The organism is Thermomonospora cellulosilytica (assembly GCF_014138835.1).
GTDB lineage: Bacteria > Actinomycetota > Actinomycetes > Streptosporangiales > Streptosporangiaceae > Thermomonospora > Thermomonospora amylolytica.
This window is the reverse complement of the sequence record NZ_JACJII010000001.1, coordinates 6,599,146-6,614,181: the sequence shown is the minus strand read 5'-3', so window position 1 is coordinate 6,614,181 and position 15,036 is coordinate 6,599,146. Positions and strand designations below refer to the sequence as shown.

The 15,036-nt window shown below is 74.8% G+C and carries 9 protein-coding genes and 1 pseudogene; 9 read left to right on the top strand and 1 reads right to left on the bottom strand.

Features of this window, described 5'->3' with window-relative positions; all coding sequences use genetic code 11:
• Positions 1–31: 31 nt before the first annotated feature.
• A pseudogene (locus tag HNR21_RS36800) lies at positions 32–2,500 on the bottom strand (SNF2 helicase-associated domain-containing protein); the annotation flags it as partial.
• Between the two features lie 615 nt (positions 2,501–3,115).
• On the opposite strand from HNR21_RS36800, the gene HNR21_RS31095 reads away from it, so the two are divergent.
• The 9 genes from HNR21_RS31095 (at position 3,116) to HNR21_RS36475 (ending at position 14,970) form a co-directional block, all read left to right on the top strand.
• On the top strand, positions 3,116–3,892 hold the full coding sequence (locus tag HNR21_RS31095) for an SDR family NAD(P)-dependent oxidoreductase (RefSeq protein WP_182707956.1): 777 nt from the start codon (positions 3,116–3,118) through the stop codon (positions 3,890–3,892).
• Positions 3,893–3,992: 100 nt separating this feature from the next.
• Complete coding sequence (locus HNR21_RS31090) at positions 3,993–4,943, top strand: acyl-ACP desaturase (RefSeq protein ID WP_182707955.1); 951 nt, start codon at positions 3,993–3,995, stop codon at positions 4,941–4,943.
• Between the two features lie 182 nt (positions 4,944–5,125).
• Positions 5,126–7,009 carry a serine/threonine-protein kinase gene (locus tag HNR21_RS36210; protein WP_182707954.1) on the top strand — a complete coding sequence of 628 codons (1,884 nt, stop codon included), beginning with the start codon at positions 5,126–5,128 and terminating at the stop codon, positions 7,007–7,009.
• Positions 7,010–7,101: 92 nt separating this feature from the next.
• Positions 7,102–8,529 (top strand): protein kinase domain-containing protein, encoded by a 1,428-nt coding sequence (locus HNR21_RS36205; protein WP_182707953.1) that lies wholly within the window; start codon positions 7,102–7,104, stop codon positions 8,527–8,529.
• 300 nt (positions 8,530–8,829) lie between these two features.
• On the top strand, positions 8,830–9,609 hold the full coding sequence (locus tag HNR21_RS31075; RefSeq protein WP_119729152.1) for an electron transfer flavoprotein subunit beta/FixA family protein: 780 nt from the start codon (positions 8,830–8,832) through the stop codon (positions 9,607–9,609).
• Between the two features lie 25 nt (positions 9,610–9,634).
• The gene (locus tag HNR21_RS31070) at positions 9,635–10,585 is read left to right on the top strand and encodes an electron transfer flavoprotein subunit alpha/FixB family protein (protein WP_119729153.1); all 951 of its coding nucleotides are present in this window, start codon (positions 9,635–9,637) and stop codon (positions 10,583–10,585) included.
• A 220-nt stretch (positions 10,586–10,805) separates the two neighbouring features.
• Entirely contained in the window at positions 10,806–11,834 is a 1,029-nt protein-coding gene (locus HNR21_RS31065; RefSeq protein ID WP_119729154.1) for an AAA family ATPase, read from the top strand.
• The gene (locus tag HNR21_RS31060) at positions 11,831–12,826 is read left to right on the top strand and encodes a DUF58 domain-containing protein (RefSeq protein WP_182707952.1); all 996 of its coding nucleotides are present in this window, start codon (positions 11,831–11,833) and stop codon (positions 12,824–12,826) included. Before HNR21_RS31065 ends, HNR21_RS31060 begins: the two co-directional genes overlap by 4 nt.
• Positions 12,820–14,970 (top strand): transglutaminase-like domain-containing protein, encoded by a 2,151-nt coding sequence (locus HNR21_RS36475; RefSeq protein ID WP_182707951.1) that lies wholly within the window; start codon positions 12,820–12,822, stop codon positions 14,968–14,970. The genes HNR21_RS31060 and HNR21_RS36475 overlap by 7 nt, the downstream gene beginning before the upstream one ends.
• The last annotated feature ends 66 nt before the right edge of the window (positions 14,971–15,036 follow it).

Here is a 15,036-nt window from a genome sequence, read left to right as displayed (position 1 = left end):
AGTTGTGGTGCTCGGCGACCTCGAAGTCGTAGACGTATCCCTCGTACTCCACGTCCTCCACCGAGACGACCCTCGCGTAGAAGACCTCCCGACAGGCACGCTCGTCCAGCCGGTCCCGAATCCGCCGCAGCGCGATCTCATCCAACCCCTCGTAGCGGGCCAGCGTCTGCGCAGTCCAGCGGTTGCGAGGCCCTGCCGCGTACTCCGCCGCCGCCTCGCCGGACAGAATGCGGTCCATCGCCCGGACGGCGTTCACGGCGGTCGCCTTCGACATCTCCTGGGTGCCCTGGAAGTACACGCAGGCGACTCCGAAGTGCAGCATGGGGAGTCCGGTCGACTCCCGGGCCTCGCGGAGGAGGTCGCTGCCCGGCACGCCCTCGACGTTCGTGTTGTGCGGCTGCTCGCACAGCAGATCGAGCTTGGCCTGCTTGAGCCGATCGGCGATGCCGATGTGCTCGCGGAAACGCCGGAGACTGGGACCGCCGATGATCCCCACCTGATAGGGACGCTTGATACCGGTGCCGTTGGTCGCGGCATTCCACTTGGTCTTGTGCCGCAGCCAGATCCCGAAACGCCGGAGCATTGTGGACAACTGCTCCATCAAGATGACGGAAGCGGTGCTGATCTCGACTACCCGCGTGCTGGTGAGAACGGACCCCTCTGCGGCGAAGTAATGGCGGAGAAAGAGTGCGACCGTAGTGTCGTCGGCACCCACGATGAAATCGGGGATCCGCTTGTGCGCAGAGGCTCGGCCCCAGCGGTATCCACGGTCCTCCAGGAACCGGGCGTACTCCTTGCTGCAGATCCTGAGACACGAGCTGCGGGAGCCGCTCTCCGGGAGAATGGTCGGGGCGTTGACACGCAGGTCGAAGCGCTCGCCGACACGCAGGACACGCTCGCGCAGGTCCGACAGCACCCGGGTGTCCTTCTGGGAGATCCGCGTGTCGCCCTCGCGGTACTCGGTGCCTTCGGCGATCTGCCAGGCGAGCAGCACGGTCAGGTCCTCGTCCACCGGCGCGCCGTCATGGAGAAGGCGCGCGGGAACGCACAGCCGCATGCCCGGTTCGATGTCCCGCGTCCAGCCGTCGACGCCCAGCAGCCGATGCCGCCGGGTGACGGTGATGTGGCTGCCGTCGTCCAGCCTGATCCGGCGAACGGGCTCCCGGACGTGCTGACGGTAGAGCCTGGTCACCCGAGCCGTCACCAGACGCCCGGACTTATCGATGGAATTGGTCGTCAGTGGCTCGCGAGGAGTCGCCCACTCGCCTTCTCCGTCATGCCCTTCGGGCTGGGCGAAGCGTGCCCAGACGTCCTTGGCCTTGATGAGCACGCCATTGATCAGAATAAGATCATCTTCGGATGTGCATTTTCCGATTCCCATGTCATCTGCGAGGATTCCGCCCAATCCCAGATTGTTTAGGAATTTGAGCCAGGAAAGGCCTCGTTCCTGGAACGGGCGCAGTTCTCCGTTGAAGCCCTCGGGGGTCTTGGTGGGGACCAGACGGCGGTCGGCCTCGCCGGACAGCAGGTCGCCGAGGGGGCCGTCGGCCTCCACTCCCACGAGGGGGAGGGTCTCGTCGCCGGCGTGGACGGCGGCGCGTACGGCCTGGGCGGCGGTCATGGTGCCGGTGCGGGGCTGCCGGAGGAACTCCAGGGCGGCCTCGAGCTGGGCCTCGTCCAGCTCGACCCACCGGCCGCGGAGGCGGACCAGGGGGGCTTTGAGGCGGGCCAGCTCGGTGAGCTCCTCCTCGGTGAGGGGGTCGTCGCCCACGGCCAGGTCCCAGCGGAAGTCGACCAGGCCGCCCAGGCCGAAGCCCGACGAGGCGACGGCGCCCGGCTCGGTCCGGGTGCGGGTGGTGAGCCTCATGCCGAGCCTGGCCCGGCCCGCCCACTGGGGGAGCAGGACCCCGAATCCGGCGGCGGCCAGCAGCGGGGCGGCCCGGCGCAGGAAGCGGAACGCGCCGGTCACGTCGGTGCGCAGCTCGGCGGGGGCGGGGCCGTCCAGCGCCCGGGACAGGTCGGGGAACAGGCGCAGCGCCCGGCCCAGCCCCGCCAGCAGGGTCTGCTCGGCGTCGGGCAGGGAGGCGGCCGCGCCCGCCCAGACGGTGGCGGCGGGCACGTACAGGCTGGGGTCCTCGGTGCTCTGCAGGGCGAACTCGATGCGCCAGGACTCGTCGGGCGGCTCCGGCTCGGCGAGCCGGAAGCAGGTGCGCAGGGGGCCGGACGGGCCGGCGGCGGAGGCGGCCCAGGCGTCCAGCTCGGCGGCCAGCCCGTCCACGTCGTCGCCGGTCTCGGGGCGGATCCGCGGGTCGGGGCCGGTGAGGGCCGCGAACCAGCGTTCGGCGAGGGGGAGCGGGTCGGGGGCCCTGCCGCGGCGGGGCGGCAGCAGCGGGTGCGGGACGGCGCCGCGCACGATCGTGTCGGTCAGGCCGCCCAGGGCCTCGCGGAGCACCTCGCCGGCCGGACGGCCGCCGTCGGCGGCGCGGCAGGCCGGGGGCATGGCCTCGGCCAGCCGGCGGACGCGTTCGGCGTCGCCGGGGACGGGCCGCCAGCGGGCGACCGGATCGCCGTCCTCCCGCCGCAGGCTCGGCAGCACCCGGCCGCGCCGCACCAGGTCGGCGGCGACGTCGGCGAGCAGCACCAGGTAGCGCAGGTCGCCGCCGGGCACCACGTCGGCGGCGTTCTCGGCGTGCCGGAGCAGCGCCATCGCGGCGAACGGGTCGAGCGCCACCGCGGGCACCCGCCAGGTCCGCAGCCCGGGCTCCCCGCCGGACGGCCCCGTGACGGGCGGTGCGGCGGTCAGCTCGGGCGAGGGGAGGGGCCGCCCGTCCCCGGTCGGCAGCAGCAGCGCGAGGGTGATCGACGCGCCCCCGCGGGTGAACGGCTCGTACGAGGTCCCCGCGAAGTCACTGGTCGCGAAGGGATGCACCCCGTCCGGAGCCTCGCCGTCCCCGGAGCGTTCGGCCCACAGGCACAGTGCGCCGCCGTGCCAGAGGGCGTGGGCGACGAGCATCGGAGGCACCCCGGTTCACGACGGTGACGAGCAGCCTCAGAAGCTATCAGCGCCCTCCGACAGAACACGGCCACCGAACGGCACGGCAGTAACATCCGGGACATGCGGCAGGAATTCCGGACGGCTCTGGTGACCGGCGCCTCCAGCGGGATCGGCGAGGCCTTCGCGCGGCTGCTGGCGGCGCGCGGCACCGACCTGGTGCTGGTCGCCCGGCGCGGCGACCTCCTGCGGCGGCTGGCCGACGAGCTGGCGGCGCGCCACCGGGTCGGCGTCGAGGTCCTGCCCGCCGACCTGACCGCCCCCGACGAGCTGGAACGGGTGACCGGCCGCCTGGCCGGCGAGCCCGTCGACCTGCTGGTCAACAACGCCGGGTTCGGCGCGTTCGGTCCGTTCGCCGAGATCCCCCTGGCCGACCAGCTCAAGGAGATCGACCTCAACGTGGTGGCGCTGATGCGGCTCACCCACGCGGCCCTGCCGGACATGCTCCGGCGCGGAAGGGGCGGCGTGCTGAACGTGGCGTCCATGGCCGCGTTCACCCCGTCGCCCGGCAGCGCCGTCTACGGGGCGACCAAGGCGTACGTGGTCGCGCTGTCGGAGAGCCTGCACGCCGAGGTGATCGGCAAGGGCGTGCACGTGACCGCGCTGTGCCCCGGATTCACCCGCACCGACGAGTCGGCCGGACCCGACCTGATCTGGCTGCGGCGGCAGGACGTGGCCCGCGCGGGGCTGGACGCGGTGGCGGCGGGCCGGGCCCTGTGCGTCCCCGGAATCCAGTACAAGCTGGCCCTTCCGGCGCTGCGGACGGCCCCCAGGGCGCTGCTCCGCACGGCCGTCAACCGGGCCTGGCAACAAGCGGCGGATACAAAAACCGGCGAGTGATGTGCGCGGGACACGCATAGCGGGGTTCTCCCACCGGCGCCTAGGTTGACAGGGTCCGCATCCGGAACGATCTCCGTCGCCAAGCCCGAAGGAAGCCTCCATGCCCTCGACGTCCGTTGACAAGTCCCAGCTCGCACTGCTGATGGAACTCGAGCCGGTGGTGGCCAAGGAGCTGGACCGGCACCTGTCCACGGCCGACGAGTGGTTCCCGCACCAGTACGTGCCGTGGAGCCGGGGCCGCGACTTCGACGGGCCGCTGGGCGGCGACGGCTGGAGCCCCGAGGACTCCACGGTCAGCCCCGAGTCCCGCGAGGCGCTGCTGGTCAACCTGCTGACCGAGGACAACCTGCCCGGCTACCACCACGCCATCGCCCGGGTGTTCGGCCGCGAGGGCGCGTGGGGCACCTGGGTCAACCGGTGGACCGCCGAGGAGAACCGGCACAGCATCGTCATCCGCGACTACCTGACGGTGACCCGGGCGATCGACCCGGTGGAGCTGGAACGGGCCCGGATGCGGCACATGGAGGGCGGCTACGAGGCCACCCACGGCGAGGACCTGCTGCGCGGGGTGGCGTACGTGTCGTTCCAGGAGCTGGCGACGCGGGTGTCGCACCGCAACACCGGCCGGGCGTCCGGCGACGCGGTCTGCGAGCAGCTGATGGCGCGGGTCGCCAAGGACGAGAACCTGCACATGATCTTCTACCGGAACCTGCTGGCCGCGGCGTTCGAGGTGGACCCGGACCAGACGATGCGGGCGGTCACCGACGTGGTCAAGGCGTTCGAGATGCCCGGCCACACCATCGACGGGTTCCTGCGCAAGTCGGTGGCCATCGCCAACGCCGGCATCTACGACCTGCGGCTGCACCACGACGACGTGCTGATGCCGGTGCTGCGCAAGTGGCGGGTCTTCGAGATGGGCGGGCTGACCCCGGAGGGCGAGCGGGCCCGCGAGGAGCTGGGGGAGTTCCTCGAGCAGCTCGACCAGGCCGCGACCAGGTTCGAGACCCGGCGTGCGGAGCGGCGGGCCCGCCTGGCCGCCCGGCGCGGCTGACCCCCGGCTGTTCTTCGGGACGGCCCCCCGGACCCGCGCCGGGAACCACGGCCCCTCCGCCGGCGTCCAAACCGGTGTGAAGGTGGCCGGGAGGGCGCGTACAGGGGCGTCGCCGTCATCCCACGCCTTCCGGCATTGGAACCCTTCCGGTCCGGACGGGCGAGGATAGGGTGGCGGCAGCGATGAAGGGGGTTGTCACGTCCGAGGACCGCATCGGCCACTACCGCCTCATCCGCACGTTGGGCGAGGGCGGGATGGGAGTCGTCCACCTGGCCGAGGACGCGCAGGGCCGCCAGGTGGCCATCAAGGTGCTGCGTCCGGGGGTGGCCGGGGACGCCACGGCGGTGCGCCGGCTGGCCCGCGAGGTGGACTCGATGCGACGGGTGCACAGCCCGCACGTCGCCGAGATCCTGGACGCCGACGTCACCGCGGCGCGGCCGTACATCGTCACCCAGTACGTCCCGGGCCGCACGCTGGAGGAGGTCGTCGAGGACCCCGACGGCGGCCCGCTGTACGGCCCGGCGCTGCAGCGGCTGGCGGTGGGGCTGGCCTCGGCGCTGTCGGCGATCCACGGCGCCGGGATCATCCACCGCGACCTCAAGCCCGGCAACGTGATGCTGCTGGACGGCGAGCCGATCGTGATCGACTTCGGGATCGCGCAGGCCGCCGACGCGACGAGGCTGACCGCCACCGGCATGGTGATCGGCACGCCCGGCTATCTGGCCCCGGAGATCATCGAGGGCGAGGACGCCGGGCCGCCGTCGGACGTGCACGCCTGGGCGGCCACGGTGGCGTTCGCGGCGACCGGCCGGCCGCCGTTCGGCTCCGGCTCGTTCGAGTCGATCTTCTACCGGATCATGCAGGGGCAGCCGGACCTGGACGGGGTGCCCGAGGCGCTGATGCCGCTGATCCGCGCGGCGATGGCGCGCAACCCGGCGGAACGGCCGACCGCGGTGTCGCTGGTGCAACTGGCCCGGCGGATCCACTTCGAGGCCACCATCACCGACCAGACCCGGGTGGACTCCTTCCGGGCCGCCCTGTCCCCCGAACCGCCCCCGGTGGAGGAGCCCCCGCCGACCCGGCGGTTCGACCAGGTCGGCGAGTTCTCCATGCCCGCGCCGCACGGCCGGACCGCGCCGCAGCCGGTCCCGCCGCCCGATCCCGCCCCGGCTCCGGCGCAGCCCAGGGACTTCATGGGCCTGCTGCCGCCCGCGGCCCCGCCGCCCGGTCCGCCGCCGGCCCCCGGCCCGTACGACCGGTCGTACGAGGCCGCCCCGTACCCTCCGCCCGCGACCGAGCCGCGCCGCCGGCGCCGGGAGCCGCAGCCGCAGCCCCAGCCGCAGGCTCCCGCGCCGCCTCCCTACGACCCGTACGCCCCCCCGGCGCGCCGGCCGACCGCCGAACGCCCTCCGGTCGCCCCGGCGGCCCCGGCCGGGGCGACCGCTGCCGACGAGGCGCGCAAGCCGTACGGGTGGTACCGGTTCCTGAGCTTCGCCGTGCTGGCCGCGCTGCTGGGGTTCGCCTGGCTGGTGCCGGTGATGGCGGTGCTGGTGACGATCGGCGGCACGCTGCTGCTGCGGATGGGCGACCGCGCCGCCAAGAAGATGGAGTCGCGGCGGACGCTGCGCGGCCCCCGGTCCGGCGACGCGGTCGGGGCGGCGCTCCGCTCGCCGCTGGCCCTGCCCGGCGCGGCCATGGCGACCGCCCTGCTGTCGGCGGCGGCGCTGGCCGTCGCGTTCGTCGTGCTGCTGGTGGTGCTGGTGGCCTCGCCGGATCTCAGCGCCACCCGCAGCCTGGCGGTCGCGGCGATGGGCGTGATCGGGCTGCTCACCCTGGCTCCGGGCAGCGGCGCGCCGCGCCGCCAGCTCGTCCGGATCTGGGGGGCGGTGGTGCCGCGCCGCGAGGCGGCGGCGCCGGTGGCGCTGGCGGTGGGGCTGTTCGCGGTCGTGCTGATCGCGCTGTCGTACGGGGAGACCCCGGACACCTATCCGTTCCAGACGCTGGGGCTGCGGCTGGACGACCTGCGCGACGACATCCGCGGCATCGGCGGCCTGTGGCCGTGGTAGGCCGCGCCGGGGCCGTCCGGTCCTGATCGGGGAGACCGGCCGGGCGCCGGCCGGTAGGGTCGGGGCCTGTCGGAATCCTCGTACGGAAGTCCATGAACCAGCAATCGGGAGAACTCATCGGACGGATCGGCCCGTACCGCGCGCTGACCCGGATCGGCGCGGACCGCATGGGCGTGGTCCACCGGGGCACCGACCCGGCCGGGCGGGACGTGGCCATCCGCGAGCTGCCGCCGGGGCTCGCCGCCGACGAGGCCGGGCGGCGCAGGCTGGCGGAGGAGATCGCGGTGCTGCGCGGGGTGCTCAGCCCGCACGCCGCCGACGTGCTGGACGGCGACGCGTACGCCGATCCGCCGTACGTGGTGACCCGGTACGTGCCGGGGCGTTCGCTGGCGGCCACGGTGGCCGGGGAGGGGCCGTTGCGCGGCGGCACGCTGCGGCGGGTGGCGCTGGGGCTGGCCAGGGCGCTGACGGCGGTCCACGAGGCGGGCGCGGTGCACCGGGACCTGCGGCCGGGGACCGTGCTGATGGTGGGCGGCAGGCAGGGCGAGCCGGTCGTCGCCGACTTCGGGCTGGTGCCCGCGCCGGGCGCGGCCGGGGTCGGGGACCGCGACTACCAGGCCCCGGAGGTCGTGGCGGGCCGGGTCGCCACCGCCGCCTCCGACGTGTACGCGTGGGCGGCGACCGTGGTGTTCGCCGCGACCGGGCGGCCCCCGGCCGGTGCGGGCGCGCCGCCGGACGGCGTGCCCGGGCCGCTGCGGCCGGTGCTGGAGGCCGCGCTCGCGCCGGATCCGGCGGCCCGCCCCGCCGCGGGCGCGCTGGCCGACGCGGTCGCCGCCGCCGACCTGGGCCCGCCGGAGGAGCCGGTCGCGCCCGCCGCGGTGCGCGCCGGCGCCGGCGGTGCGCCGGCACCGGCCGGGCCTCGGCCGGGCCGTCCGTCGCCGACGCCGGCGGCCCCGCGGGTCGAGCTGGGGCCGGCGTGGTCGCGGCTGCTGGCGGTGCTGACCGTGGTCCTGGTCTCCGCGGTGGCGATCATGGTGCCGGCGGCGGGGGCGGCGGCGGCCGTCGCCGGGGCGCTGGCGCTGCGGATCTGGGACTCGGCGGCGGCCCGGGGCGCGGCGTCGCCCGGCCCCGTGGACGCGGGGCGGGCGCTGCTGCGGACCGCGTTGACGCTGCCGTACGCCGCGGCCGTCGCCGTGGCGCTGACGGTGCTGCTGGTGGCGGTGGCGACGGTGGACGTCCGGACGCCGCCGCTGTGGGCGTGCGCGTGGGGGACGGGCGCGGGCGTCGCGGCGCTGTGGGCGGCCCCGGGGATCGGGGCGCCCCGCCGTCAGCTCGAGCGGGTGTTCACCCGGCTGGCCCCCGAGCCCGGCCGGATCGTGCTGATCGGGACCGTGCTGGGGGTGCTGGCGTTCGTCGCGGTGGTCGGGGCGGTCTCGCTGACGCCCAGCTTCGCCCCCGTGTACGGCCTGCAGAACACGCTCGTGGCGGCCCTCGAACGGTTGCAGAACGCCCTGCCCTAGCCTCCCGCAAGGGCCTGGCGGTGTGATCTCCGTCACCGCGTCCTCGTCGGCCGGGCCGGGCGGCACGGGTGTTCGGGCGGGTGGGCGGTGGGACGAACCCCCTCCACCACCCGCTGATTTGCCGGTATGCTACTCACGGGTAACATTTGTGGTGCACGGTCCGAAACCAGGACCCGGAGCCGAAGCCGGTTCGGGTGTTTGGCAGGCTGTTGCGCATCAGCTCCGCGTCGACCCGCCCGGGCGGCGCCCCCCGGCCCGCTCACGGCGGCCAATTGAGTGCAGGGAGGTCGGTCGACGGCCATGAACATCGTCGTCTGCGTGAAGCAGGTTCCCGACACGGAGAGCCCGCGCAAGTTGAAGTCCGATGACAACACGCTCGACCGCGGCGCGGCCGACGGTGTCATCAACGAGCTCGACGAGTACGCGATCGAGGAGGCGCTGCTCCTCAAGGAGGCGCATGGTGGGGAGGTGACCGTCCTGACCATGGGCCCGGACAAGGCCACCGACTCGATCCGCAAGGCGCTGGCGATGGGCGCCGACAAGGCCGTCCACCTCGTCGACGACGCGCTGGCCGGCAGCGACGCGCTGGGCACCTCCTACGCGATCCAGCAGGTCCTCGGCCGGATCGGCTTCGACCTGGTGATCCTCGGCTCGGAGTCGACCGACGCGCGCACCGGCATGCTGCCGGCCATGCTGGCCGAGCGGCTGGGCGTGCCGCAGCTGACGCTGTCCAGCAAGGTCGAGATCGACGGCTCGGCCATCAAGGTCCAGCGGATCACCGACTACGGCTACGACAAGGTCGAGGCGACCCTGCCCGCCGTGGTCAGCGTGGTGGAGAAGATCAACGAGCCGCGCTACCCCTCGTTCAAGGGGATCATGGCGGCCAAGAAGAAGCCGGTGGAGACCCTGGGCGTGGCCGACGCCGGGATCGAGGCCGACAAGGTCGGACTGGCCGGCTCGGCCAGCGAGGTCGTCGACTTCGCCGAGGCCCCGCCGCGCGCCAAGGGCCAGATCGTCACCGACGAGGGCGATGGCGGCGTGAAGATCGCCGAGTTCCTCGCGTCGAAGAAGTTCGTCTGAGAAGCGGGGAAGGGGAGCAACGGACATGGCAGAGGTTCTCGTCCTCGTCGACCACGTCGACGGCGAGGTCAAGAAGGTCACCCTGGAGCTGCTGACGGCGGCCCGCCGCCTCGGCGAGCCCGCGGCGGTGTGGGTGGGCCCCGGCTTCGAGGGCGCCAAGGAGAAGCTGGCCGAGTACGGCGCGGCCAAGGTCTACGTCGCCGCCGACGAGGAGCTGACCTCCTACGTGGTGGCCCCCAAGGTGGAGCTGCTGGCCCAGCTGGTGGCCGACAAGTCCCCCGCGGGCGTGCTGCTGGCCGCCACCGGTGAGGGCAAGGAGATCGCCGGCCGGCTGGCGGTCAAGCTGGACTCCGGCGTGCTGACCGACGTGGTGGACGTCGCCGACGGCTTCGTCGGCGAGCACTCCATCTTCGGCGGCGCGATCATCGCGCACGCCAAGGTCAAGCGCGGCACCCCGATCGTGGCGGTGCGCCCGAACGCCATCGCCGCCGAGCCCGCCCCGGCCGCCGCGGCCGAGGAGCAGGTGTCGGTGACCCTGTCGGACGCCGCCAGGTCGGCGAAGATCGTCGAGAAGGTGGTGCAGGAGAAGGGCGAGCGCCCGGACCTCACCGAGGCCGCGATCGTGGTCTCCGGCGGCCGCGGGGTCGGCGGCGCGGAGAACTTCAAGATCATCGAGGATCTGGCCGACTCGCTCGGCGGTGCGGTGGGCGCCTCCCGGGCCGCCACCGACGCCGGCTGGTACCCGCACCAGTTCCAGGTCGGGCAGACCGGCAAGACGGTCTCGCCGCAGCTGTACATCGCGGTCGGCATCTCCGGCGCCATCCAGCACCGGGCCGGCATGCAGACCTCCAAGACGATCGTCGCGATCAACAAGGACCCGGACGCGCCGATCTTCGAGCTGGTCGACTTCGGCGTGGTGGGCGACCTGTTCCAGGTGGCCCCGCAGCTCACCGAGGAGATCAACAAGCGCAAGTAGCCCGGCGGGCCCGCGCTCGGCGGCCGGTGGCGGAACGTTCCGCCACCGGCCGCCGCCGGTTTTAACCGCCCTTTCGTCCCGATGCGCAAGACTGACGGGGGTGTCGTACGGGTAACTCCGTTATGTCACCGAGACCTTTTCGGTACGGTCCTGGAACAGTCGGGCGTTTCGCCCGCGTTGATCCAGTGGCGCGTGTCGGCCTGCGGACCCGAGGGAGCACATGAGCGCGATAGCCGATCGAAACGGGCGGGCCCGGTCGGTTCCGCCGGGGAGGCTGACCACCGCCTCCCGGCCCCATCCGGTCCCGCCCGGCGCGGAGCTCGCGCTCACGGTGACCGACGTCGCCGAGCTCGGCGACCGGCTGCGCGGCAACATCGCCGGCGCGGTGCGGATGCCCGCCGAGGTGCTGGACGTGGTGCTGGCGACCGTGCTGGCGGGCGGGCACCTGCTGGTGGAGGACCATCCCGGGGTCGGCAAGACCCAGCTCGCCCGGACCCTGGCGCGCAGCCTGGACGGCCGGTTCGCGCGGGTGCAGGCCACCGTGGACCTGCTGCCCGCCGACATCATCGGCGCCAACGTCTGGCAGGCCGACTCGGCGACGTTCGAGTTCCGGCCCGGCCCGGTGTTCGCCAACGTGGTGCTGGTCGACGAGATCAACCGGGCCACCCCCAAGACCCAGTCCGGGCTGCTGGAGGCGATGGAGGAGCGCCAGGTCACCGTGGACGGGGAGAGCCGGCCCATCCCGCCCCCGTTCATCGTGATCGCCACCCAGAACCCGACCGCCGGATACGACGGCACCTATCCGCTGCCGCCCGCCCAGCTCGACCGCTTCCTGGCGGTGGTCTCGCTCGGCTACCCCACCCCCGAGCAGGAGATGTCGCTGCTGCGGGCCGGTCCGGAGCCGGCGGTGAGCGCGGTCGCCGACCCGGCGCTGCTGCTGGCCGCCCAGCAGGCCGTCGCCGCCGTGCACGCCTCCGACGAGCTGCTGCGGTACGTGGTGGACCTGCTGGCCGCCACCCGCGTCCACCCGCTCGCCGCGGTCGGCGCCAGCCCCCGTTCCGGGCTGCTGCTGCTGGCCGCCGCACGGGCGGTGGCGGCGCTGAACGGGCGGGAGTTCGTGCTCCCCGACGACGTGCAGGCGGTGGCCCGGCCGGTGCTGACCCACCGCATCCAGCCCTCCGGGGTGGGCGGGGCCGGCGCGCAGGCCGAGGTCGTCGAGGACGTGCTGGCCAGAGTCCGGGCCCGATGAGAGCCCTGGCCTGGCTGCTGTGCGCGGCGGCGCTGGTGTTCGCCGCCGGGGCGCTGCCCTCGCTGGCGCTGTTCGCGCTGGCGGTGGGGATGGTGCTGCTGTTGGTCGGGGCGGCGGCGGCCGTGCTGACCGCCCGGGTGCGGCTGTCGGCCGACCGGATGGTGCTGGAACGCGAGTTCGCCGAGGACCGGCCGCTGCGGCTGCGGTTCGACGTGACGCTGCCGGCCTGGCTGCCGGTCCGCGTGCACGTCCGGGTCGCCCGGCGGCTGTGGGTGGAGCTGGAGGAGGGCGGCGGTGTGGTGGAGCTGCCCGTCGAACGGCGCGGCGCGTACCGGGTCGAGCCGTCGGCGGTGCGGATCGGCGACGCCCTGGGGGTGTTCCGGCGGACCGTCCGGGTCGGGTCGCCGGAGGAGGTGCTGGTGCTGCCGCTGCCGGAGGGCGGCGCGCACGCCCCGCCGGCCCGCGGCCGGGCCGCCGAGGAGACCGAGCCGGACGGGCTGCGCCCCTACGTACCGGGCACGCCGGTCAGCCGGATCCACTGGCTGTCCCTGGCCCGCGGCCGGGGCCTGCACGAACGGCGGCTGGGCCCGCCGCCGACCGGGCTGCCGCTGGTGGCGGTCGACACCTCCGGGCTGACCGACCCGCGCGAGGTCGACTGGGTCGCCCGGGTCGCCGCCGGGCACGTGCAGCGGCTGTCCCGCGACGGCGGCTGCGCGGTGCTGCTGCCGGGTGACGCCGCTCCGGCCGCCGTCGTCGACGAGGGCTCCTGGCGGGCGCTGCACCGCAGGCTGGCGACGCTGCAGGCGGGCGGTCCCGCACCCGCCGCCGGCCCCGACGCCACCGTCATCCGCCTCCCGGCCGGTCAGCCGCCGGGCCCGGAGCCGCTGCCCCTGCCACCGGGCGTCGTCCCGGTGCCCGCCGGTCCGCCCGCGGCGGGCCTCCAGGGGGGTGCCGGGGGGTCGTCCCACGACGGAAGGGAACGGCGGTGGTGATCCGCGCCGCCGGGCTGCTGGTGGCGGCCGCGGCGGCGATGGGGGCCTGGTCGGCGCTGCTCGGCGGGGCCGTGCTGTGGGCCTGCGTGGCCGCGGCCGCCGCCGCCGCGATCGTGGTCTGGGGCCGTGCCGTCACCCGCCTGGTCGGGCTGCTGGTGCTGGGCTGGCCGCCGGTCGCGATCCTGGCCGGGGGCGCGCCGCCGGGGGCGCTGTGGCCGGGCGACTGGCCGGACACGGTGCTGGCGCTGTCCGACGGGCTCGACCGGCTGGCCACCCTCGGCCCCGGCCGCGCCGAGGGCGACCCGTGGCCCGCGGCGGTGTGGCTGATGCTGACCGGGCTGGTGTGGCTGGCGGCGGCCGGGGTGGCGGTCACCGCGCCGCGCTCCCCGGTCCGGCAGACGGCGGCGCTGGTCCTGGTGACGCTGCCGTGGGCGATCGCGGTGACGGTCCGGCAGACCGACCAGGTGTCCTGGCAGGGCGCCGCGGTGGTGCTGGCGGTCGCGCTGTGGTTCGCGCCGCTCCGGTCCGCCGCCGCCCGAGCGACGGTGGCGCTCGGCCTGGCCGTCGCGGTGGTCGCGGGGACCGTGGCGCACACCGCCGGGCCGCGCGTGCAGTGGTTCGCCGTCGACGACATGATCGACCGGGAGCCCCAGTTCACCACCCTGGACACCACCCAGACCTACGGCCCGCTGTACGGCCGCCGGACCGGCGCGACCATGCTGGAGATCTCCTCCTCGCAGCCGGCGCTGTGGCGGATGCAGGTGCTGGAACGGTTCGGCTGGCGCGGCTGGGAGGTCGGCGGCGGGTTCCTGCGCGAGGAACTGCCCCAGCCGGCCGCCCGGACGGTCGACGCGGAGGTGACCGTCCGGGGCCTGCGCAACGACATGGTCGTCGCGCCCGGCCGCATCGTCAGCCTCCAGGCCGGCGGCCGGGTCAGCCCCGGCGCCGGGGAGGCCTGGCGGGTCACCCCGACGCCCGGGTCCGGCGACGTGTACCGGGTCCGCAGCCAGGTGGTCACCGCCGACCCCGCCGTGCTGCGGAACGCGCCGCCGCCGGACGACGACCCCCGGCTCGACGACTACACCCGGATCCGCGACTTCTGGGGCGGGGACTGGCTGCGCCGCCGGCCGGGCTCGTTCGGCACCCCCTCCGAGGAGTCCGACGAGCCCGACGAGTACTACGGGCGCTGGAGCCGGTACGGCTGGTACGGCCAGGTGGCCGACCTCGCCGACACGGTGACGGCCGGCGCCCGCAACCAGTACGAGAAGGTCGAACGGGTCCAGCGGTTCCTGACCCGGGACGGCGGATTCCGCTACGACACCGAGGTGGAGCGCACCTCGCGCCTGCCGATCCTGGACTTCCTGCTGCGCACCCGCACCGGCTACTGCCAGCACTTCGCGGGCGCCGCCGCCCTGCTGCTGCGGCTGGCGGGCGTGCCCACCCGGGTCGTCGTCGGATTCGCCACCGGTGTGGACGAGGACGGCCGGTACGTGGTGCGCGACGCCGACGCCCACGCGTGGATCGAGGTCTACTTCTCCGGGGTCGGCTGGGTGCCGTTCAACCCGACGCCCGCCGCCGCCGACGCCGTCGTGGACCCCTCCCTCGACCCGTTCGCCCCGCCGGCCTCCGCCGACCGCGAGGGCCGGGCCGCGCTGCTGCCCGGCGCGGTGCTGGCCCTGGTGCTGGTCGCCGCGCTGCTGCTCACCGTCCAGCGGGGCGGCCCGGGCGCGGCCCGCTCCGCCCGCGAACGCGCCGACCGCCTGCTGGAACGCCTCGCCCGCGCCGACGGCGACCCCGTCCGGCCCGGCACCACCCTGAGCCAGCTGCACGCCCGGCTGGCCAGGATCGGGCCCCGGGTCGCCGAGGTGGCGGCCGAGTTCGAACGTGACCGCTACGGCCCCGGCGGCGGCCCCCCGATCAGACGCCCGATCCTGCGGGTCCTGCGGGCCGTCGCCGCCGACCTGGGCCCGATACGGGGCGTGCTGCTTGTGGGGGGACGGTCGCTTGTGGGGGGACGGCCCCCCACGCCCCCCGCGGGCGGATCGCGCCATCCTCGCCGCCCCCGCCTGCGCTCGCCTGGCGGCTCGCTCCAGCGGGGTCGGCTGCGGTGGCGCGACCGCTCAGGTGAACCGCCGCTCCGCTAGCGCTCCGCGGCGGTTCACCTGTGGTGCCCTCCCACCTTGCTGTGGAAGTTCTGGGGGCTCCGCCCC